This is a genomic window from Aminobacterium sp. MB27-C1 (genome assembly GCF_030908405.1).
In the GTDB taxonomy this organism is placed as follows: domain Bacteria; phylum Synergistota; class Synergistia; order Synergistales; family Aminobacteriaceae; genus Aminobacterium.
Genome location: NZ_CP133089.1, coordinates 662138 through 684205, shown reverse-complemented (window position 1 = coordinate 684205; position 22068 = coordinate 662138). Strand labels below are relative to the sequence as shown.

The 22068-nt window shown below is 42.4% G+C and carries 28 protein-coding genes; 2 read left to right on the top strand and 26 right to left on the bottom strand.

All coding sequences use genetic code 11. The features are described from left to right. Window positions 1-38 precede the first annotated feature (38 nt). The 19 genes from RBH88_RS03315 to RBH88_RS03225 form a co-directional block, all read right to left on the bottom strand. Window positions 39-416, bottom strand: a complete 378-nt coding sequence (locus RBH88_RS03315; protein WP_307879901.1) for a hypothetical protein — start codon at window positions 414-416, stop codon at window positions 39-41. After that, window positions 416-613: a hypothetical protein gene (locus tag RBH88_RS03310; RefSeq protein WP_307879900.1), complete on the bottom strand. Its 198-nt coding sequence runs from the start codon at window positions 611-613 to the stop codon at window positions 416-418. The genes RBH88_RS03315 and RBH88_RS03310 overlap by 1 nt, the downstream gene beginning before the upstream one ends. A gap of 11 nt (window positions 614-624) precedes the next feature. Continuing rightward, entirely contained in the window at window positions 625-2088 is a 1464-nt protein-coding gene (locus RBH88_RS03305) for a phage tail protein (RefSeq protein WP_307879899.1), read from the bottom strand. Between the two features lie 10 nt (window positions 2089-2098). Then, window positions 2099-2755: a phage tail protein I gene (locus tag RBH88_RS03300; RefSeq protein WP_307879898.1), complete on the bottom strand. Its 657-nt coding sequence runs from the start codon at window positions 2753-2755 to the stop codon at window positions 2099-2101. Continuing rightward, on the bottom strand, window positions 2748-3860 hold the full coding sequence (locus RBH88_RS03295) for a baseplate J/gp47 family protein (protein WP_307879897.1): 1113 nt from the start codon (window positions 3858-3860) through the stop codon (window positions 2748-2750). Before RBH88_RS03295 ends, RBH88_RS03300 begins: the two co-directional genes overlap by 8 nt. Then, a complete protein-coding gene (locus RBH88_RS03290) occupies window positions 3844-4164 on the bottom strand; it encodes a GPW/gp25 family protein (protein ID WP_307879896.1) in 321 nt (106 codons plus the stop codon). The genes RBH88_RS03295 and RBH88_RS03290 overlap by 17 nt, the downstream gene beginning before the upstream one ends. Further along, window positions 4151-4549 carry a phage tail protein gene (locus RBH88_RS03285; protein WP_307879895.1) on the bottom strand — a complete coding sequence of 133 codons (399 nt, stop codon included), beginning with the start codon at window positions 4547-4549 and terminating at the stop codon, window positions 4151-4153. Before RBH88_RS03285 ends, RBH88_RS03290 begins: the two co-directional genes overlap by 14 nt. Window positions 4550-4551: 2 nt before the next feature. Next, window positions 4552-4779 carry a PAAR domain-containing protein gene (locus RBH88_RS03280; protein ID WP_307879894.1) on the bottom strand — a complete coding sequence of 76 codons (228 nt, stop codon included), beginning with the start codon at window positions 4777-4779 and terminating at the stop codon, window positions 4552-4554. Window positions 4780-4857: 78 nt separating this feature from the next. Next, the gene (locus tag RBH88_RS03275) at window positions 4858-5262 is read right to left on the bottom strand and encodes a phage baseplate assembly protein V (protein ID WP_307879893.1); all 405 of its coding nucleotides are present in this window, start codon (window positions 5260-5262) and stop codon (window positions 4858-4860) included. Further along, window positions 5262-6281, bottom strand: coding sequence for a phage late control D family protein (locus RBH88_RS03270; protein WP_307879892.1), 1020 nt, complete (start codon window positions 6279-6281; stop codon window positions 5262-5264). The genes RBH88_RS03275 and RBH88_RS03270 overlap by 1 nt, the downstream gene beginning before the upstream one ends. 4 nt (window positions 6282-6285) lie before the next feature. Beyond that, window positions 6286-6486, bottom strand: coding sequence for a tail protein X (locus tag RBH88_RS03265; protein ID WP_307879891.1), 201 nt, complete (start codon window positions 6484-6486; stop codon window positions 6286-6288). After that, on the bottom strand, window positions 6483-8309 hold the full coding sequence (locus RBH88_RS03260; protein ID WP_307879890.1) for a hypothetical protein: 1827 nt from the start codon (window positions 8307-8309) through the stop codon (window positions 6483-6485). Before RBH88_RS03260 ends, RBH88_RS03265 begins: the two co-directional genes overlap by 4 nt. Then, a complete protein-coding gene (locus tag RBH88_RS03255) occupies window positions 8293-8427 on the bottom strand; it encodes a hypothetical protein (RefSeq protein ID WP_307879889.1) in 135 nt (44 codons plus the stop codon). Before RBH88_RS03255 ends, RBH88_RS03260 begins: the two co-directional genes overlap by 17 nt. A 2-nt stretch (window positions 8428-8429) precedes the next feature. After that, window positions 8430-8744, bottom strand: coding sequence for a phage tail assembly protein (locus RBH88_RS03250; protein WP_307879888.1), 315 nt, complete (start codon window positions 8742-8744; stop codon window positions 8430-8432). A gap of 12 nt (window positions 8745-8756) precedes the next feature. After that, entirely contained in the window at window positions 8757-9278 is a 522-nt protein-coding gene (locus RBH88_RS03245; RefSeq protein ID WP_307879887.1) for a phage major tail tube protein, read from the bottom strand. A 13-nt stretch (window positions 9279-9291) separates the two neighbouring features. Then, window positions 9292-10758, bottom strand: coding sequence for a phage tail sheath family protein (locus RBH88_RS03240; RefSeq protein ID WP_307879886.1), 1467 nt, complete (start codon window positions 10756-10758; stop codon window positions 9292-9294). A 15-nt stretch (window positions 10759-10773) separates the two neighbouring features. Beyond that, a complete protein-coding gene (locus RBH88_RS03235; protein ID WP_307879885.1) occupies window positions 10774-11025 on the bottom strand; it encodes a hypothetical protein in 252 nt (83 codons plus the stop codon). Continuing rightward, window positions 11009-11479, bottom strand: a complete 471-nt coding sequence (locus RBH88_RS03230; protein WP_307879884.1) for a hypothetical protein — start codon at window positions 11477-11479, stop codon at window positions 11009-11011. The genes RBH88_RS03235 and RBH88_RS03230 overlap by 17 nt, the downstream gene beginning before the upstream one ends. Window positions 11480-12004: 525 nt before the next feature. Continuing rightward, window positions 12005-12499, bottom strand: coding sequence for a hypothetical protein (locus tag RBH88_RS03225; RefSeq protein WP_307879883.1), 495 nt, complete (start codon window positions 12497-12499; stop codon window positions 12005-12007). Between the two features lie 308 nt (window positions 12500-12807). Between RBH88_RS03225 and RBH88_RS03220 the strand changes: the two genes are divergently transcribed. Continuing rightward, window positions 12808-13524 carry a LexA family transcriptional regulator gene (locus RBH88_RS03220; RefSeq protein ID WP_307879882.1) on the top strand — a complete coding sequence of 239 codons (717 nt, stop codon included), beginning with the start codon at window positions 12808-12810 and terminating at the stop codon, window positions 13522-13524. A gap of 165 nt (window positions 13525-13689) precedes the next feature. Beyond that, window positions 13690-14025, top strand: coding sequence for a hypothetical protein (locus RBH88_RS03215; RefSeq protein ID WP_307879881.1), 336 nt, complete (start codon window positions 13690-13692; stop codon window positions 14023-14025). 145 nt (window positions 14026-14170) lie between these two features. Here RBH88_RS03215 and RBH88_RS03210 read toward each other — a convergent pair whose 3' ends face one another. The 7 genes from RBH88_RS03210 to RBH88_RS03185 form a co-directional block, all read right to left on the bottom strand. Next, window positions 14171-14908: a radical SAM protein gene (locus tag RBH88_RS03210; RefSeq protein WP_307879880.1), complete on the bottom strand. Its 738-nt coding sequence runs from the start codon at window positions 14906-14908 to the stop codon at window positions 14171-14173. Window positions 14909-15713: 805 nt separating this feature from the next. Then, window positions 15714-16307, bottom strand: a complete 594-nt coding sequence (locus RBH88_RS03205) for a hypothetical protein (RefSeq protein ID WP_307879879.1) — start codon at window positions 16305-16307, stop codon at window positions 15714-15716. A 712-nt stretch (window positions 16308-17019) separates the two neighbouring features. Continuing rightward, window positions 17020-17238: a GIY-YIG nuclease family protein gene (locus tag RBH88_RS11710; RefSeq protein ID WP_374047595.1), complete on the bottom strand. Its 219-nt coding sequence runs from the start codon at window positions 17236-17238 to the stop codon at window positions 17020-17022. 100 nt (window positions 17239-17338) lie between these two features. Continuing rightward, a complete protein-coding gene (locus tag RBH88_RS03200; protein WP_307879878.1) occupies window positions 17339-18664 on the bottom strand; it encodes a hypothetical protein in 1326 nt (441 codons plus the stop codon). 718 nt (window positions 18665-19382) lie between these two features. Then, a complete protein-coding gene (locus tag RBH88_RS03195) occupies window positions 19383-20438 on the bottom strand; it encodes a serine/threonine-protein kinase (RefSeq protein ID WP_307879877.1) in 1056 nt (351 codons plus the stop codon). Then, entirely contained in the window at window positions 20420-20881 is a 462-nt protein-coding gene (locus RBH88_RS03190; protein WP_307879876.1) for a hypothetical protein, read from the bottom strand. Before RBH88_RS03190 ends, RBH88_RS03195 begins: the two co-directional genes overlap by 19 nt. 862 nt (window positions 20882-21743) lie before the next feature. Continuing rightward, entirely contained in the window at window positions 21744-21914 is a 171-nt protein-coding gene (locus RBH88_RS03185; RefSeq protein ID WP_307879875.1) for a hypothetical protein, read from the bottom strand. Between the last annotated feature and the right edge of the window lie 154 nt (window positions 21915-22068).

The window sequence follows — 22068 nt, the reverse complement described above, 5'->3', positions numbered from 1 at the left end:
GTAGGCAACCTCTCGAGTGTTTAATTTAGCTTGTTCTTTTACCAGTTGATTTGTTCTAGCTCTTCTAATGTTGCAGCATTATCAGCTTGCTTTTGAAGTTCCCATTTTTTCTGCAGCATTTGAGCATAATATGCTTTCTGTAAAACAGGTATAGATTCATAAACATTTCTAGGTAAAGAATAAAATGTGTTATCTATAGCTCTTACCTCTACTTCAGTTACTTCTGGAGCCACATATTGAACGCCCTCCTGCCAAATAAGAGCATCTTCTACTCCAAAATCAACATTAAAATTGTGGCCTTCTATAGGCATACCGACTTTTTCTATCTCATTCAGCCATGCCTGTTTTATTTCCTCTTTTTTTTCAGTTATTTTTAAAGTTAATAATTTTGCTGTATTTACGGTTATCCTGACCACTACGCCTCACCCCCATAACCATCGGGATTTGAAAAATCAACTTCCCATGTTTCTTGAGGTGCAGTAGGTAATTCAGTTGAATCTATGATAATAAAAGGAACTCCTGCCGGTACATCTTTTTTTGCCGTTGTGAGAGAATCTCCGACAGGTGTCATTACGGCAACTTTTTCATCTATAGGAAATAAAATTACTTGCATGTTAAAACCTCCTAGCAAAATACAGCTACACAATTATTTTCAACATCGACGGGAACAGCATTGTAATTTGTTGTAAATATATCAACTTTATTTTCTGTGGATAATATAAGAGCAGAACCAAGAAACCGACAAATAGCACTAACAGAAGGGGTTCCAGTTGACATTGGTGTTTGAAAATTTATTGTAAATTTCCCAACATCTATTTTCACAATGCTAGAAACGTTCGCGCTGTTTTTTATGACGGGAGTTCCTGATGAGGCATCAAAATTTACCCACGCACGACAAACATACATTGGAGCATCTCCCGGAGCTTTGATATCTACCTTATCAACTTTATTGTTTAGTTCATTTGCTAAAGCTGTAATATCTATTAGCCCTTGGTTGGTCGCTCCGTCAAAAGCCTTAATGCAACAGAGAATAGCAGTGTTGCGTGGGCGGGTTTCAGAATCACCAGTACTTGTAATTCCACTCTCAGAAGATAATAAGGAGCTTCCCATTTGTGTTCTTAGTACATAAACCGCGTTCCCAAGAGTTTCTGTCGTGGTCCCTAATAAATGCGTATGACTTTTAAAAGCATCCATCTGCTCACTACCAACAACTCTGCCAGAATCGGGGTCAACTCCGCGGGTTTTATCGAGTACCCTGAAAAACGTTCCTTGTGGGTTAGGTAACCTGAAAGTGGTAAGGCCATTCCCCACTGTGAAGTGTCCTTCATTTGCCGTTGTATCTTCCGCTAGAATGTTTCCAGAACTTTGAGCATATGCCCATAATTCCGGATATGTTTCTCTACTGACTAAAGAACCATTACACTCAAGCCACCCAGCAGGCGGTGTTTCAGCCAAGAAAATGCCGATAAAACCAACTGGAATGCCAGTACCGTCAGGCAACCTATCTTTATTTATTTTTCTCTCTGCATCTAACCCAACATACCCACCCGGTTGATCTTTTTGCGAGGTTTTCTGATAAGGCAGATTCCCATGCGCCAAGGGGTCTGTGTTATGCTCTGCAATGCTCTCATCGACATATCCACGTGTTGACAGCACAACAGCAGGGTCAATCTTCAACGTAATTGCAGACGCGTTCGACACCTCTAAAATCATCCGGATATAAAGATCTTTTCCAGATCCCTCAGCCAGAGCTGGCTTGTATGTAGCCGGGTATTTGCCCAGAGCTATCAGGTCTCCCTCAGAATCAATAATTCCAGCTTCCCGAACTGTAAAGCTTCCCGTCGTGGTAGGAATCACCACTTCAACAACAATCCAATTCGGATTTGCCTCATCCGTTTTTATCTGATTTATCGGCCCACGCCAAACCTCATTTTTAAGAGCTGCTTGCGATTCGGCAGGTTCGTAGTAGTTTCCAGCCCCATCTCCAACAGCTATGGAAGAAAACTCCACTTTCGTTCCCAACGCCTGGGCGTTGGCAAGTTTTGCTTTCCCCACATTAGTTAAAATAGTATAAAAATTTTCAGCCATATCACACCTCCTAAAGTGGATAAACTGTAACTGTTTCAACTGCTTGATATCCCAGCGCCCACCGGATAGAAGCAACGTTTTCAAGTTCCGTAACGTTATACGGATAGACTGTTATCTCTTCCCCGCACAAACTCACCATTGCAACTTTAGGAACCGCACCCCGCACGGTAAGATACACATTCAATTCGTCAAGCCACGAACGAACGTTCTTGTACTCATCTATTAGTCGCTCTAAAAGCACATAGGTCTGCTCATCAAGTCCACGCTCGCTAAGCTCAAGAATCTCTACCTTGAATTTGTACGGCTCCCCACCGTATTCATACCATTCGGAAATAACTCCACGCATGGAGAGCATTTCGAAAATGCGAAGCAGCGCCGCTTTCGTTCCTTTCAGACGATGTATCTCAACAGCCCTTTTAACAAGATCTCTTTTTTCTTCAACCGAAACGGCCAACCCCGCACCCTCATCAAGGGTGATATGAAACTCCCACAACAAGAGGTCTAATACTTCTTGAGACAGTTCATCAACCCGTGGCAAAATAATGGTTTGAATCAAATGAGAATTAATATCAGCAAGTTGGTCATCTAACGCTAAAGTTGCGGATTTCACCTGCGAATCTATTGCAATACTTGCGGGAATAAGGTCTTTCAACCCGGCGCTAGCCATCTTCAAGTCCTCCATAATTTACCGTCACACTATCTTCCTGAGCAATTTGCCATGACTCTAATGCCGTATAAACTGGAGATGTTACAGAAACTCTCTTAGCCCCGGCATCCATCACACGCTTGATAAGCGCCGAGGGGTTAATATCTCTGCCCAATTTCGCTTTCTGCCATGCAATATATTCCCCTACGGCAGTTGCCACCTGAGCCTGTATCGCAGAAATAGAGATAGCTTCTACGCGATCTATGAAATATGTAATATCAATAGAATAGGCAACCCGTTCCGGGGCTAAAACCGATACCCGATCTGTCAGTGGGCGCACGTCATCAGCTGAACAAATCTTTAAAACGGCATCAAGAATTTCGGAACTGGGGAGTTCTCCTCCCTCCATCAACGGCCTTATTTCAACTTCTCCCGCAGCAGGAGATCTTACCGACACGTCAATTATTCCCTGGTGTGCAGTACGTGCCCAGAAATCATAGGCAAGTCGAGGCCCTGCAACAGAGTACTTTTCCATAGCCTGCCTTATACGCAGTCTGAAATTGTCATCTGTTTCTTCGTCAACACCACCTGCAGAAGGTGTTACATTCTCTACTTTCGCAATATATGGAAGAGGGTCTACCAGTTTGTTAATCTGCCCTATTGCAAAGTTGTTTCCAATAGAACCACTTTGAACGCACGTAACCACTACCTCAATAGAAGTCTCTCCAGAACTGATTTCATGGGCTTTCTGCGTAGCAAAAAAGAGCCCATCTCCAGGAGTAACACGAGTTCCTTGAGGGATAGACACAGGAAAAGGTTGTGCCATTGGCAACGAAAAACGGACTGTGGTCATTGCCGACTGCTCAGGAAGCCGCGCAACCCCCTGCCTGTCACCAAGATGATCAAGATAGGTTCCCGTTGAATAAGCCAGCAAATTTTGCTTCGCAGAAAAATCAATAAATACACGCTGTTGCGCTATAACAGCCGCTACAGCCTCTAAAAAAAGTCTGACCGGATCCCCCTTTGCAAGAATCCGGCCTGCCTTTTGTTCATATTTCGCTATGATCTCGGCCTCAACGTCAGCCGCAGATTTTTCCGTAAAATCTATATTAGGTAATGTCAGCACGAATTCTCACCTTCACTTTCGGAATTAAACGTCCATCACTATCTCCCGAGAAAGAGACCGCCGCCACTTTGGCCCTTGGCTCATATTTCGATATAGCCTCCACGATCTCAGCCATACACCGCGCCTTCACAACAGGAGTTGGAGAATCAACTAAATCAGCACTAATGCCAAAATCCCTATCGAGAGGCACACTCCCGCGCACAGTAAAAAGAATAGTTTTAACGTTTTGCAATATCTCCTCGACTTCACTTTTCGGGGAAAAATTTACCCCATCAAGGCTTGCTGCAATATTAAAGTCCAGCATTTTTAACATACTCCTTCAAAGAAATAGCTACTGTGGCTACAGTTAAAACTCCTGCAGGATTTATGGTTTTCCACGACTCCGTTATTCCGGTTATTACAAATAGCCCGAGAGGAATTCCTCCTATTATGAGAAGTTGAGCAACTCCGTTATCGCGAACAGCACGTAAAGTTTCGATTTCTATCCTTGGATTCATTCCCCAAGAAAGATCGAATCGCATTGAAAAACTGACACTATCGAGCCCTGGCCCCAAAAATTCCAAAAGAGGCTTGCCCTGTGCAACAGTATGCTCGGAAAACCGAGCCTCACACCCCCGTTCAAGGTCGTTTATCGTTTTGACACTCTCTGTCGATACCTGAAAAACGACAGGTCCTAAACTTCCTATCATATTTATCCCCCCGCAAAAACATTGGAAGAGCCCGTAGCTACGCTGGAACCGCACGCAACAGGATCTCCGACACGGCCAATCTGCTTTCCATTAACATAGACTGTCGATGATCCGGAAGCCAATACAGACGCATGGGTTTCAGGAATGTCAGGACACGTATGCGCAGCCCAGCCGTCACCTTGACGATGAACGGCAATTCCATTTACAAAAACATCAGACGAGCCCCCCACTGAGGACCGAGAAGGCCATCAGCCGTGACCAGTCCCCATGTCTCCTATTCGAGTAACTGCTGGCATATATATCCCTCCTTATGGATTCAGATCCAACCGTGACGCTTTAATAACCCCATGCTTCTCGCTTTCAATTACAAAATCACCTGTTATATGAACTATGTAAGCTCCAGTGCTTCTGTCAAATTCAAGCCAGGACCCATCTCCGAAATCAATTCTGCGCTTTTCGCTATTAACCACGGAAGAAACTCTATCTTCCTTGCTGTAAAAAGCCCCCAACACAAAACCTTGCTCGGAACCATTGTCAAGAAAGACACATACTACATGCTCTCCAACATCCGGCATGTAAAAATCTTTATTTATCTTCGTCTGTTGAACTAAAACAGGCAGGTCATAACTAACGAGATTGCTTCTATCTTCGAAGATTACCCTTACCGTACAGTGCGCTGGATCAATGGAACAAACCTTTCCCACACAGATCATTAATATCCCTCCAAAACACGATGCAAAGAGAGTCTGGTTACATACCCACTTCCTTGCGAATACGAGTGTGAAGCTGTATCTATGGCATACTTCGCATCAAATACTCCAAAACCTGAAATTTCTACGTTAAGCCCTGCAGAAAGATTGACGTTCCCAAGAACCGATATATCTCCTGTCACTTCATTTTTATTTTGTAGTCGTAACTTTTTCTTGGCGAGCGTGATAGCTTCGGCAATATTTTCAACTCTCTCGTTAACCATGAGAGTGTGCCCAACTTTAGGCGCATTCGGTGGTTCGTAGGTATAGTCAATATCCGTTTTTGTTACAGCATCGTGCCATTTCACGCGACAAGCCCGATAGGTGGCCTCCGCCTGAGAGGTAAAAGACCAGGACAAAAGGCTGGAATCAGACGCTATCGTACATACTGCCGCTTTCGACTCGTAATCAGCTTCATCGAAGATAATGATCTTCTCATTTGCAATCTTCAGACACACTCCTGCGTCTTCGCACATTCGCTTTAAAAATTCCATATCGGATTCTTCATTCTGGTCGCGTCTTTCATAAAGAGGGTCAGAGGCAACTTCCCAAAACAATTTCATGCCTCCATGTTTGGCTATGTCATTGGCAATAGCAGATAAGCTGATATTTTCCCAAGCGCGCGTTTTCTTTTCACGCCTGATATCAGATGAGACAAGGGCTGAGACTCCTTTGATCTGACATGTGCCCGGAGATCCGCTTACATCAATCTCATCTATAGAAAATGTTCCGCAGGGCAATGTTATGGACTGTCCATCTCCGCTGAAATTTTTAGTCACTATTGCAGCCTTGATTTTTGCCCCTTTTGAAGGAAACCACGGCCCCCGCCATAGACCGTCTTTGTCTTCAAGGGTTATCTGCAAATCATCCGACTTACCATGACCATTGTCAGTGAAGGAAAAATCCAACAAAAAAGAGTGGATATCCCGAGAGATATCCACTCCTGCATAAATCAACGATATATAGGCTCTTCTTGCTTCCACGATATCACCTCTTCCATGGCGGCAAGATAGCAAATCGGGTTACATCCACATCTGGTACACGAATAGTTATATTCGCAGGGAAAAAGACTCTGTCATGATGTTTGGGGTTCGCCTCTATCAAATGATGCATGAAACGTTCGTTCCCATATACTTTTTTTGCAATCCAATCCCATGTGTCACCTTGAATAGTTGTGTATGTCGTCATGAAAAATTCAACCTCCGTTCATCACGACGCATACTTTCAATTCGTCGCATAAGATCATCACAAGCTTTTTTCATGACCATTTCAAGATCGCCAGTAGCGTTTCCGTTACCCGAAACTGTAATATTCGGAGCAAAAGTCAAATCGATAGAACCCTCTGAATTATTTACTCCAAGTATGTCTCCTGTCTTTTCCCACAAATTTATGGCTCTTTTTCTTCTGTGTGGAGCATGAGGGATAATAGACTCGCCGCCCTCTTCTGCAACCACCGCCAAATGTGGAGACCTCGCAATAGCGCCAGAAGCATATCCAGGAACTGAAGAATACACATCCCAGGCCAGATCCGCTTCTTCTTTCTGGCTCTCTTCATCGCCCCCAAAGCCTATAAACTTTTTGAGACCGTTCCATTTTTCTTTGAACCACTCTATTTTCTCGGCAAGCCATTCAAAAACCGATCTGAAAGGTTCAACCATGCAACTCGCCAACGCTCCAAACCCAGCCTTCATCGTGTTCCAAAAGCCAGAAAACCAGCTTGAGACTTTATCCCAATTTTTATATAGGGCTATTCCTGCAGCTATAAGTCCTGACACTGCTATAACAGCAATAGCAATCGGGCTAGCCGATAAGGCCGCGTTAAAAAGCCACTGTGCCGCCGCCGCTGCCTTCTGAGCCATTGCAAGGGCTACTGTTTTTACCTTCATTATTCCCAACATGGCTATATGCTTCGTTGTTCTCCCTATATTGAGAGCCTTTTGCCAGCCTTTCTGTGCAAAAGTAACAGCCTTAGCAACTGCAGTTCCTTTCAGCTGAGAAGCCATAAGTGCCTCATGACCACCTCTTAACAGCAAGATAGATGCACGAACGTTAGTGAAGACTGCTGAAATGCCAAGAGCTCCATCCTGTACAAATGTCCATACATAACTTCCAATAGTCGCAGCTTTGTTCAGCTTGACCCAAGCAACAGCTGTTGTCGAAAGAGCATTCGTGAGGAAGGGAAATTTCTCTGTCATCTCAGTAAGAAACTCTGCACTTTTTGCTTCCAAAGATGCCACATTATTTACTCCTGGCAACAACATTTTTCCAATAGAAGCAGACAGAGAGGCCGAGTTTTGAGAGGCATTACCCCCTTCTCCGCCCCCTCTTTCTTCAGGACTGACGTTGTACTTCGACATGACTGAGAGCGCTTCATTCATAGCTGAATCGTTATGCTTCTCATTAACAGCAGTTGGAAGTTTTATCTCTGCATTTTGAGCTTTCTTTGCAGCATTGACAGGAGCCGCTATCAATGAATCCAAAACTTCAATATCCGCCACTCGCTCTCGTAACTGAGACCTCTTTTGCTGATTGGCTTGCTTCTTTCCTTGTATCGCCTGTAGCTTCTTTTGAATCTTCGTTGTCTTGTCTATCTGCTTTGTAATTTGTTCCTGCTCACTTTTAAAGCTTTTCGTCGAAATTCCGGCAGTTAAGAGAGCTCCTTCAAGCTGAACAAGTTCTTTGCGCTGATCAATAAGTTTTACTTGCAAGCTTTCCACTTTTTTTTGCGCTGAACCGAATCTATTTTGAAGGGTCCTCGCCGGTTTTTCAGATTTCACCATCTCTCTAGATAAAAGCTTTGCATCAGAACGAGCCAGAATAAACTGCAAACGTGTGTCATGAGTATCTTTCTTTAATTTTCTAAAAGCATTGATTTTACCGAGTCTGTCATTCAGCCCCTGTAACCTTTTATCGAGCCTTTCGATATTGGCAGCGGTAGAAATGAAAGATTTCCCCAAGCTGCTAGATATCTTCGAATCCAAATGAACTGCAAGCTCATAAACTTTCCCCATATCTGCCACCACCTTCCTGAACCATTTGAGATATGTCGTCTAGCCATAACATCAACTCTTCGAGAGGCATTCGTAGCCAGAAATCAACACCTGTTCGGGTGTATTGAGCTACTCGCAATATTAAGCGCCTAATAGTTCTTCCCGAGGGCCTCCCGTATCCAGCAAAAAATTTTGCACCACGAGAGTAACGTAGGTAAAATCTCTTACCGGAAGCTGCTTGATCATCTCGTAATCAACCTTTGCAGCTCTGGCGGCCAAACTACTCAAATAGGTTTTGGAAAACTCCGCCACTGGCGAAACAACCTGCTGAAGAACCAGACATTCCTGCTCTGCGGCAATCATGTCAGCACCACTCAAACCTTCAAGGTCAAGTTCTAACTCCTTATACTCTTTTCCCGCGTAAGACACAGGTTTCGTTAACTTTATTGTCTCCATATAATTCACCCCTTATGCAAGGCCGAGGTCTGCTTTTACCTTGGCGAGAACGTCTTTACCGTTGATTTTACATACGCCATTAAGCTTATCTATCTGAATAAGCTCTTCCCCTTCAAGCCATACCCTGATATGCAAAACTTCAAACTCATTGGCTACCTCTCCAGAAGCTCCAACGTTAAGTTTTCCAAGTCCTGTCTTTTTAGGAACCGCACCACAAACAACCTTTAACGCTTCAGAAGTATATTTTCCTGTAGCAGCGTCATGAACCTGAATCGAACCGCGCATATCAAGCTGATGGGCCTGAGGAACAGACAATGCAGCTGAATGGCTTGTAACAGTTCTCCAATTAATAGTCAGACTCATACTTCCATAATGGCCGAGAATCGGAGAGTCTATTTCTCCGAGAATTCCCGCCCCCTTAATTGTTTCCGTCATTGAATCAAGGGAAGGCAAGTCCACATCGGCTACACCAATCAAATCGTTGCTTTCATTAAAAACTCTAAAGTTAATCAGCTTTTCTGGAATTATATTCATCCAAGGTCACCTCCTAATCAAAAAGAGAGTTCAAATTGCTTACGTCGTACTCTATTAACCACTCAATATCCCGAGCAGGAATAGGTGGAGTCATAAACAAGTGGAAACGAACGATTCCATCGATCAAATCGGTCAACGGATTTTCATCTGATCTGAACTCTACTCTGTTCTGGTTGCCTACCAGAATTCCTCGTGCTGCAAGGGCGTTAAGATTGATATTCTCACTATCGACGATAGTCTCGATCAATCGACGATTTGTAGGGGCATCAACTTTCTGCCAATATGTCATGATCAGCTGATTGGCCTTCCAGTAGAACATGCGTTTTACAGGAATGAAAGAATCTTTTGCATCGGTAACGCCTGGATATGTCGCAGTGCGGTTTCCCCAGCATTTCCAACCGCCGACAAAATTCAAAGCGGTAACAATACCCTGGCTATTCAGATAGTTTGCCTGATCAAGGGTCAGGTTTACCTCGTTGCCCTCACTGGCATCGCCAATCGTCGCTCCATCCATCTGTAGAAGATGGTTTGAAGGGCTTATATAAGGAATCCCCTCATTTCCAGCATCAACCTGCATCATCAAAGCAGCCACCTGAGTACTCAGATGATAGACAGCGTTACCCAGCTTGATCTTCGGCCAACATGTGATCATATTTTCATGAACAAAGTTATTTGTTGTCTTCCAACCTGGTGCATCGGAATATTTTGAGTTTGCATCGACGGGAATATCGACAAGAGTAATAGACTTAAAAACGCTATTGATATTCTTTGTTTTAGCCGCCATAACCGATGCTACGGAAGTATCATCGCTCCAGCCAGGAGCCAATAGCATGCCCGGAACAAGCCTAAACTTCGGGAATACCTGTTCCACAAGTTCAAGACCTGTGTATTGACCGGTAGACACATCGTAACCACCTACAATATCTGTGTTTTTAACAGCTGTTGGATCAAGTTTGTCGTAAGAAACTGTCAGTGTTGCCGAAGCCTCTATCGTCCCTGTAGCAACGCGAGTAATTACCAGCTTCTCATCGTCATCAAAAGAAAGGATGTAGTCTTTGTTAGGCTCATATGTCGTATCTCCAGCCTGACTCTTCACCACAACAGATTTGGGCAAAGCACCTGACTCCTTCAAAGTAGCCTTATCATTCTCACCCAAACTGACAGCTTCGGCAGAAACAGATACCTTATGGATAGAAGGATCAAGAACGTTTACAAAAACGACTGGTGCTACACCGAAAAGAGCGAAGAACGTGTACATGGCTTCGCACAAAGAATAATTTTCCCAATCGGCAGAATAGCCGAGAGCCTCAACAGCTTCTTTATATGAGTAACAAAGAATTGGAACATTCGTCTTCCCAACTCCATCAAGACTCATATGCACAGGTGCAGTTCCTATGACTACAGCGGGACTATCGAGTCTCACGGGCGGCACAATCGCTGTAGGAATTTCAGAAACTCTTACTCCATGGAAATAACTCATACTTTTTCACCTCATTTATATAGATAATTTTTTTGCCCGCTCTGAAAGGGAATACAGAACGGTTCCATGCGTAGAAATAGACACCAAAGCGGCTCCGACCTCTTCCGGTTTAACAAAGAGTTTTTTGAGAAAGGGGTTATCTGATGCCAATATTTTTATTTGTTCCGGCACTCCCCCTATGAATGTGGAGCCATGCAAAAGCCCCAGCATTGGGATGCTGGGGCCGCAATATGTTACTTTGACTATTTTTTTAGAACCCTTCGCCATAAATCGTGGCCTCCTCTTTTATTGAAAGTGTCTCCCTGGGAAGTGGAACTTCCCAAGTTGTCGTAATCTCCCCCTTCCACTCCGGGTAGGGTTGTTCGTCGATCATTCGCCACGAGAAAGGATATTCAATCCTATATCTCCCGTTTAAAACACGCTGTTTTCCGAAAGCAATACGTATTCTCTCTATAATGTTCAGCACATCGCGGAATCCGGCTGAATCTTCTGTATATGTACCAACCAGTATTTTCACAACAGCGGTCGCACGCCCCTCCGTATCTTTACCTTCCGACCCACGCACAATCACATACGGAAGTTGAGGAATATTTGTTGGGTCTATCGAAAATCCTCCTGCAACTACCTGAGGAGCTCTTGCGGTCTTTTCTTTTGTTTCAAGAGAGTAGTCGCAAACAACAGTTTTTAGAAATGCACAAATCGAATCAACAAGACCATTCATTTTCTGAAAGCCTCCTTTCTTTAATAAGATTATTTAATACTGGTTGTCTCTTGCTTATCCATCGCATGCTTGCCTCAACCGATCTATAGACCATCCTCTCCTTGCTCTCTTCTCACACCAACGTCGCATAATGCGAAGATCGCAAAAATCCACGCACGTAATAATTTCAGCGCCAATTGGGAGAGGAGAGCATCGTACATCCGACATGCCTATACGCATACCTTTTCCCTCGGGTATTCCCCAGAGAACATAACGTCTAGCCGTAGCTGCTTCCTCCTTCCCAAAAGAAAAGGGAACGAACGAATAATGCTCGCCCGTCCCCTTTACTTTTATCCTTACAGGAAAATGTTCAGCCCCCCAAAAGTTGGATTCTTTTCCAACATCTGGGGGGCCTTTCAAAGCCTGTCTGGGTTTTTCATATTTTTTCTATGCTAGTATTTTAACAGCTTTTATAGGATTAACAGTGGAATATTAACGGATCATTGTCGGATTATCAGAGACTTTGAATTTCAATAACTCCTTCTATTACCCTGAAATAGCTAACTGAAAACATCCTACTGCTTCACGAGCTATAGCCATTGGCACTGTCTTACGCCGTCTCGTTATGGTTTTGGGATCAACTGAGTATTTTGTTGCGATACGTGCTAACATGCTCCCCCTGTAGAGTCTTGAAGAGAAAGGATTTTCTATATATCTGACGTGATCTATAAACATATCCCAATCTGTAGGAAAAACCTTTCTAAAACTACAAGCAGCTGAAACAACATTTTCCCAACCACCTATACTTTCAAGAAACGACGTAATAAGATTGCCCTTCGAAATATTTGAGAAAAAACCATCTGGGTTAAGAGAGGTATCTACACGCGTATTGGTGGTTCCTTTCTCATGAAGATATTGAGTCAGTTCAAACCACTCTACATCTGAAAGAGACGGACGCTCTCCCAACAAAATCATTATGCCCGACGGATGGTAAGTAACAAGTAAATCTATAATAGCCGCTAGACGCTTCATATCATTCATATAACACCCTCCTTTTCAAAAAGACCTATTAGAAATACACATAAAGTACGCTCTTCGCTTTTTGGAAACATCTCCATTCATTCTGACCATACCATTTTCGTATTTATAAATAATATACTTACTGACGTTAATACCCTTAATAAGCTCAGTTATTAAAAGTTTTTCAGAGAATTGAACGTGACCGAAGATTATCATACTAATTTCGTATGGTCAATGGTAAAAATACGCTTTATGTATTATTATATATACGCAAACCGTTATAACACTTTTCGTATGCTTCATGTATTATTAAATTAGGTGGTGATCTTATGAGTGTTTTTGGAGACAATCTGCGCTCTGCAATAGAGCGTTCTGGCATGACTAAGGTAGAACTCGCCAAGCAACTTAATACGACCCCCACCACGATTTATCGCTGGGAAAAAGGCATAAATGAAGCTTCTGATGAAATCAAAATCAAGCTTGCAGCTGTCTTAAACACTACTGTGGCCTACCTTATGGGAGAAACCAGCGATCCTAACCCACTTAGCGAAGCGAATGTCCGTAAAGATTCCATAAGAAGCTTTGATAACTTGATAGAAATTCCTGTACTTGATCCAACGGCAATCGCTTGCGCAGGTGTCGGAAATGGAGGCATGACAGGTATATATATAAACGCACAAAAAACGGTATTCCTACCTTCCAATCTCGTAGGAACAATTTCCGTAGATGTCGATAAAAAACCCTTTGCTATCTTAGTAGAGGGAGACAGCATGGAGGGAGCCGGAATTCCAGATCGTAGCACGGTGGTAGTAAATCCAGCCGAGTCAGTCTACGACGGAGATGTTGCTCTGGTATGCTTTGGTTTACAAAACGAATGGGCTATAAAGTGGGTCTATTTCAACAAAAAGGATGAATCTATTGAAATTCGTTCTGCTGCTCCTCAATATAAACCTATGCTCTTCACAAAAGAAGAAATAGAACTGGGACTTTTCAATATTGTGGGGAAAGTAACGCTTTATACAGGAACTCCAAGAAAAGGAATTTGATCTTTCGCTGTACTTAAACCTAAGAATAGTTCCATGCTTGCGCACACTTCAAACATAGTCAACGCTACTCCCTACAAATATTTGTACAGCTTCTTATGAACTTAGCCCTATACATCTTTATACACACATAAAAGATCTCTAATAATATATAAGGAGGACTTTATTATGAAAAAGAGAATCATTTTTATTGCACTAATGCTTCTTACGTTTTGCCAAGTTGTATTTGCTGCTGATTTTGAGTTGTTAACGGTGAAGACTCGTAAGTCTGGAATAGATGATTTTACAGAGATCATGGGACAAATTCAAAACAACACAAATAAATCTTATGAGATAGTAATGTTTAATCTGAATATATATTCGGCAGATAAAGAACTATTAGAGGTCACCCCCCTGATAATTCCAAATTTCCCCAAAAAATCAAAGAAAAGTTTTAAAGACATTATTCAAATTGTAGTTCCTAAAGAAGCATTATTTGAACTTGAACTTGACACAACACTGTAAGCGAAGCTCTTTACACGAATACACTTATTGCGTTTACTAAAAGTCAGGCCCGGATTTACGCAACTGGCCTGACTTTTATAATTTTTTCTGAGGATAGATCATATCCAAAAACCGTGCGCCGTAACCTTGCCGTTGGCCTCACAGGTTACTCCGAGCACTCAATACCCAAACGAAAGCAATCAGACCTGATCTGCTGGCTTACTTGAGTGAAATATTCTTCTGTCATGTACTCTTCCAAACCATATTTTTTATAGACAAAGTCTGCATAGTGATAGTTCATGCGATCTACCAAGATGTAGTCAACAGCCCCTTCCAGCAGATTAATCAATTTTTCCGCACCTGGAAGAATCGGAGCAATCATCGCATAGGTCCGAATTCCCTGCCGATGTAATTCCGCAAGAGCGTTTATTCGCTCAGGTATAGACGGCGCAGCTGGTTCAAACAATTTTCTTATGCTCTCATCTGCGGTCGTTATGGAGAACCCTACTTCTATATTTTTTGCTCCCCTGAGTATGTCTATATCTCTGAGAACCAGGGGAGAGCGGGTCTGAATCACCACAGGCCAATCTTCGCTAATTAATATCTGCAAACATTGCCTGGTGAGTTCATATCTTCTCTCTAAGGGCTGATACGGATCACAGACACCGCTAATCCAAACTGTCGCCTTCTTTTTCTTACATATTTCTTTCCGAAGCAACTCTGCCGCATTGATCTTCACATCAACGAACGTACCCCACGGTTCCTTATGGCCGGTGAACCTCTTCATATATCGGGCATAGCAATACGTGCAGGCATGCTGGCAACCGACATATGGGTTGATGACATAGGGGAAAATTTTTGAGGCTGTAAGAATACTCTTGGCGTGTATCTCCCGAATAATCATGAAAGCCTTCTTATTTGTACGTAGCATGCGCTACTGATAGGGAATCTGTCGTCGCGGTTTTCCACGTTTGTACATGCGCTTATTCCATATTTTTGAAGTTCTGAATCATGGACATGTTTTCGAGCTCTATTGAAACTACATTTGTGGTAACCAAAGACAACCAATTTTTAAGAGTCTCTTTCAACACATCTTCAATCTCTGTAAGTCTTTGCTTCAGTTCCTTTTTTATGAGAGGTATTCCATTTGCCCAAGCCGAGAATCACTTGATGTAATTTCCCCTTATTTGCTCTTGGACTTCTTCTGCAGTTACTTCAGCCATTGTGAACCACTCGCCTCTGCGTATATTTGTGATAGGGTATTGTATAAAACCTTCAAAACAATGGCTTTTGCGCGGACATATTACAAATTTTGTGTCTGCAACGAATAGTTTAGTTCTGTCCGTTCGATAGCTTGGCATACATCGAAGGTATGGCGATTCGAAAATAGTAGATTTTGATTTTGCGAAATAGATAGGTAGGTATCTTTTTGATTTTAACACTTGTGGTAGTGGACATGGTAACCTCCTTTCAAAAAACAAAAAAAGCCAAGCCCGGAAATAGACTTGGCATTAACAGATATTCAGATTTAATTAAAGTTACCATTTCCCAAGTCTCATTGTAGTAACTTTACTGCTGCTACAATAATCGCCCTAATCAATGCTGGTGCAGCAGTAATTAATCCTGTAATTATTTTAAGACCCATTTATTCCTGTTCCTCGCTAACCATTAACTGTGGGGCGCGTTTTTACGTCCGCACCAATGGCTGGTTAGAGATCATTTGTTACCCTTTGAATATGAATATCTACAAGCTGACCAGGCGATATGGCCCCATCCTTGACACCAAGCCACGAAAATATTAGTCGAGCACAGTCCTGTTTGATAAGTACAAACAATTGATGCATGTCGTCATAAGAAATGTGAATTAAAGTGCTCGGCGGGAACCTTGAGCCGACAACTTTCAAACGCCTGTGCTCATCGGGACGAATATTACTCTTGGCATGCAAGATTGCATGTCTCAATATTCTGAGATCACCCATGATATCAGGTTTAATTTCATTGATCGGGATGCTTTTTGCGGCAGCTAGGCGAGGCCGTATTTCATCTTCCCAGTAAGTAAACAAAAAAATCACAATTGCTCGGGAAAGGCGTTGCTCATTCGAACCGCCTGGAGAGTTGGCTTCAAGATAGGTATCAGCGCGGACGATTCGGTTGTGAACGATGCCTGGTTTGCTTGGATCTTCGTAACTTGCGTAAACAACGACAGTTTTGCCCTTTTCTTGACGCTTTCCAACCCGGTCGCGATATGCGGTGAACTTGTCTCTGCACTCTAGTGTAGTGTCCAGCAAATCCCGCCAAAGCATCCATGTAGGTACCCACTTGCTCGTTTACAAAATCGATATATTCACGAACTACATCGTCGTAACGCTCAACCACAGCTTTACTCCTGTTTTTTCCACAATCGTTTCCTCAAGCTCTAACATTTGAATTCAACGGCAAAAACGCATGTATTGTCCGGTGGAATGATTTGTTATGTGTACTAACCTTTTTCTTTTTAGTTCGGTCAGTCTTGCGAACGTATTCTTTGGCTCTTTCCAGCCAAGTATTCACGCGATGCATTTGTAGAATTAAGTCACGGAATGTCTGTTCTGCTACGTTTAAATTTTTTAATTGGTTCGCGATCATTGGACAGAGACTGGCCTAGCAACTTCCAAATTATTGTTTCAGCTAAAACGAGTTCCTCAGAAAATCGCCAGCGATGTACCTCCTCGTCTCCCCAGAAATTTTCTTCATATCATTGTTCTTACGTGTTATATGTCAGTTCAATTTTTATAACCCCGGGTTTATCAGGGTGTGTCAACAGACAAATATAACCTAGTTTTGCCGCTTGCCAAACTTCTTCTTGTTTTCTGCCGCCGATACCACAACACAGCGGACAACCTTCACCATCTGCTACAAGAGCACATCTTGTCCGCCATTCATGGCCATTCATGCATCGAAAGCTAGCTTTCCCAAACACCATACTTCTAACATAATTAAATTCTCGTCGGAACGGGATATCTGCCAAAGGCGTTGCTACCCCAAAAACCTTTTCGGCTCAATATGGATCAGGAACGGCAATGTACGTTTTAATATTCTATTTCTGACAGTCTCTTTGACTACCTGTCCCGTGTATGTTTCGTCGTTACAATTATGCTCAGCCAATCGTTCCTCTGGGTAACAAGCAGTTTGTCCGATCTTATAAAGGTCTGAATCGGACGGGTGAACTAAAACATAAAGATAACCTGATTTCATTTGTAAGCTAGGATCAATAACAATGATTCATTAACCACATAACACCGCTCTCACCGGTGCAATGAAACGTAGCGATGTTGGCATCCGGAGGCAGCACCTGTTAAATGCTTGATATGACAAATTTAAGATCATATCCATTGAATCTATGGTTTGGCCATTCTTCTACAGCCAACGAAATAATCTTACCCTCAGTGTTTTCAGAATATGGCTTCCCTTCAACAATAGCGTCCTCCATATCTTCGGACAGAGGCTTATTTAAGCTAGACAAACTCAATACTTCAGCGAGTTCCAACAATTTTCGTCGTGCCTGTTGAGATCTGGTCGCGTCATTCACACTGACTATCAGTTTTAAAGTATTTGCTAATTCCTCAGACCCTTCAACGTAGTAAGCAACATTATCTGGGATAATGACATCGCCAAACGCTTCCATTGGAGATGATGCAAACCATTCATCTTCGAATACGCGATTATAGAAACCAGTACTCAGCCCTTTGCTTGAAATAAATTCCTTGGCATGATATGGACTCCATCCAAGGTCTATTGGTACATCCTTCGGATTTCGTTCCGCTTTCCTCACTTTATGAATGTGCCGAAAAGAATCTATCAAATCTGCGTGTGACTCGATATTTTCCCTAGCGATATGAAATGACCAGCGATCAAGCAAGCTCATCCTTATATTGAAGAATATGATGGCGTATAGTTTTGCCAAATTTCTATAAGTTTTATTTTTAATGGAAAACTGTAGGCGGATAAATACTTGCTCATATGTAGAATAAACGAGCATGGCGAATATAAATGGCAAATAGCAAAGAGTTAACAATGGAGGAACAAAGAAATCATATACAGTCCTTTCATTACCAAATTCACCAAAATTGGTAGCCAGCATATATAAAGAATAAACAATCAAGATAATGCCAACGGACGATAAAAAATATTCAAGTAGCGATTTTACTTGATGATATTTTTTGTCACTTTCAGTAATAGCCAACATAGCCCCTATCAATGCCAAAACAAGTGCGAGTAGAACTTCAATCCAAAGTGTAAACGTGTAAAAGCCAACTATGAATTGAAAGATTGCCAATAACTTCAAATTGTCTATGACTGAGTGTTTGAAGAAGCTTCTATCCTTTTTTATAGTTTCAATCTTGAACAGAGACATAAAGCCCACTGACACAAACCAAAATATGGTGTTTTTGATCTGCTCAACATTCCATAAATCTAATTCAGATAGGAAGTAAACCATAGTAACCATGTACGCAACCATCAAACCGAGCACCAATAAAATCTGTTTTACAAAAAACACAGATAATAAATGTCTAAATGATTTTCTGACCTCGGCCACTTTGGGAGACAAATAGATATAAACTGAAAATGCTAACAGCCACAAGCCAATTGCAATTTCTCGACTATTAAAAATATCCACCATGCTCCTTTTGCATTTAACACTTGAGCTCACCGGCGCTCAAGTGTTACACGTTTTTTTATATTAAAACTTCACAAATTAATTTCTTTCTTACAATCCCAGTTGACCTAGGACTGTTTCAATTACTTTTACAGCTTCAGACACTGAGCAACAAAACACTTCACCAAATGGTGCCTGCTTATCTAGACAATCTTCAAGAATCTTATGTGAAAGTAATTCAACCTGTTCAGCACACTCCGTGTAAAAAGCAATCTTGAATTGCCATTCTCCCAATGGTTCATTGTAGTACCGATACTTTTCTATTCACTTTTCAAGATTATTAATTATTCGAGTGGCTGATCCTTTTTCACTACCTGAAAGTTTGCTAAGATGATCTTTCATATTCTCGAGGTAGGACTCGGCAAACGTCACACCTTTCTCCAGAGGGAAAGCATTTCCGCTAGGACAACTTATACCACTGACAACACGTTGAGGAACAAGGCCATTTGCATTAACTAATCGTCGTCCTCCACAAATCTGACATCTTCAAATCGCAAGACCACTTTGTTAATGATCATATCAACTTTCACGCGCTGGCTTCAGAATTTTCATGAATGTAAATAGCCCCGTAGAGGTAACAAAATCCAACCATTCAAAGTTTGCCAATTTTTCATGGTAATTATTCACGTATAACATCCTGCGTCAGGATCTCGAATTTGGGAACGTATCTTGGACGCTGTTGTTATGTTTCCGTCTTTGTCACTCTTTGCAATATTCGTCTTGCTAACTGAAGAGATTTGGAATTGGTAAGATCAGTATGACAGTCTACGGATCGTCGGCGTAGAGCACCTCCAAAGGCCGTCTTGTACTCAATGCTCCATCTCAAGTTGGCACCCTGGGTTAGCGACAGAGAGTACTTCCTCCCATGTATGGATTCTCCTTCCCACAACTTTCCACCGTGAATTCTCTTCTCAGTCCATCCGACAACAATACTCTGCTGCTCAAGCGCGTGACGCATATCGTCGGCCGACTGGAATCGTTTAGTTGGATCAATGTTCATCGCTCTGTTTATCAACCGACGTAGGGATGTGGGAATAAAGTCGCGGTATTGGTCGCGAGGAGGGAACTCGCCCCTCCGTGCACGCCGGGTTGCCTCGGTGATATCAATCGGCGGCAGATAGATGTCGCCGTTGACCAGTCGGTACAAGGTTACGCCGCAAGCGTAGATATCGGATACAGTCGTGTAATCCTTCATTCTGCGAACTTCGGGCGCCAGATGAAGTCTGTACTGATACTGCTTGAACTGACTCGCATCGACTGAAGCGATATCGGGAACCGCCAGCCCGAAGTCAGATAGCTTACCCTCTCCAGAGTTCCCTATCATGATGTTGGCGGGTTTGATGTCGCGATGGACAATGCCTTGAGAATGTGCGTGAGCCAACCCCCTAAGAACATCCACCATCAACTGTTTCGCTCTTGGCAGCGGGAGAAAGGCTCCGCTCGCCTCGTCCTCAACGCTGCCGCGGGGCAAGTACTCCATGGAAATGTACACACGTCCATCTGACAAAATACCCGTCTCCGTAACACGCACGATGTTGGCGTGCTCGGACGCTTTGAGGGTCTGAGCTTCTTGGTGAAGGTTCGAAGAGTTGATGATCTTTTCTGGAGGAATACACTTGAGGGCTATTTCGCAGCCGAGACCATTGTCGATGGCATACCAGACTTCCCCAAAGCATCCAGATCCAAGCCGCTTCTTGAAGTCGAACGATGCAGCCATGTCTACTTCAAACAGCTCCATCCCACAAGGATGGCTTCCTGCCGCTTTGTGTTGTATGAATCGAACCCCGCAATCGGGCTTGTAATAAGTTTCGTTTCGAGATACTTGCCCTTTCCTTTCATGCCAAGGTCCTTCGCAATGGTTGACTTGACTTTGCGGCAAGCGATGGAACAACCGGCTTCTGCCCCCGACATTAGGGCGATGCCCTCAATTCTTATTCGGGTTTCCAATATCCCCGATCGCTTTACCATAGGCTCGGCAGCTTTGACGGCCACTCCGTCGGGGCTGTAATGGTTGATCAGCTCCATGATTTCCTGATGAAACCAGTGAAAGAGAACATGCTCATCGTATCCCTTTGGGTAACCGACAACTTCAGAATCAATCACGGTTGGAGACCCTTTACTACCCTCGACTATTGCATACGCGAAATCGCAATTGCTGCATCGGATGGCAAGTATTTTCATCTATCCTTCTCCTTGCATAACAAGTTATTTATTCGTTTCTTTATACCTCATCTGAAATGTCACTGATCATAACCTTTCTCTACCAAACAATTCCATCGTACACAATTAAATATACCATAAAAGCATATTATTAAGAAAAAACTTGAAATTATTCCTACGGATATCATAGTTAATATAGGGTAATTGTGAAAAGAGATATCACCTACGATCAAGTTACCGAAGGCGTTTTTAGATAAATTCAACGATTTCACATTTAGGTTTTGGATACTGATGCCAATCATTTCCTGGAATTGACATGGAAAAGTAAATATTACTGAGCAGGTTTGGTACAAAAAAGCAGCCTACAGCTTCTTTTCTTTAGATTGTTTGTAATCATGGTGGAGGTGCAAGGGTAATCACTTCTGCGTATATTTATGAAAAGGTCTCGCATAAAACCTGCAAGAACAATGGCTTTTGCGCGGACATATTGCAAACTTTGTGTCTACAACGAATAGTTTAGTTCTGTTCGTCCGGTAACTTGGCGTACCTCGATAGGTATGCGATTCGAAAATAGTAGATCTTGCCTTTGTAAAATAGATAGGTAGGTGTTTTTTCGATTTTAAGACTTCTAGCAGCGGATATGGCTGATATTTATGAGAAGATTCATGAACAATAGAATTTCTCCTATCCAATAGAACGTTATACACAAGCCCAATCTTTAAAAGAATCCTTGTTATTGGATTCGAATTTAAGACATAACATGCATCATCTCAACTATTTTGTCCTCAAGACTAGACATAACATCGGTGCAAACAAGTAGAGCAACTATGATTCCACCAGGTACCATAGCTTCTTTTAAAACTCTATAAAAAGAAAAGAGTCTTTAAACTCCATCAAATAAATATTCTTCCCAACTGCTAAAATCATTTGGACATCTTTCAAAGAAGTAACCAAGATAGATTAAGATACCCTCAAGTACATTAATATAATCATAACCAGCTTGCATCTGTTCAGAGGTAACACCGCTGCCAACACCGTTATCAAAATCTATCATTACTTTAGCTTTAATAACATTGATTTTGGCCTTGAAGTTTTAAAAATCAATTGCTCTCTGTTTTTCATCTCTTTGTAATGTAAGATATCTCTCAATGGAAGTCTGAGCCCGACATGAAACAGACGACGGTATTTTTCACCCGTTGCTTCATAGT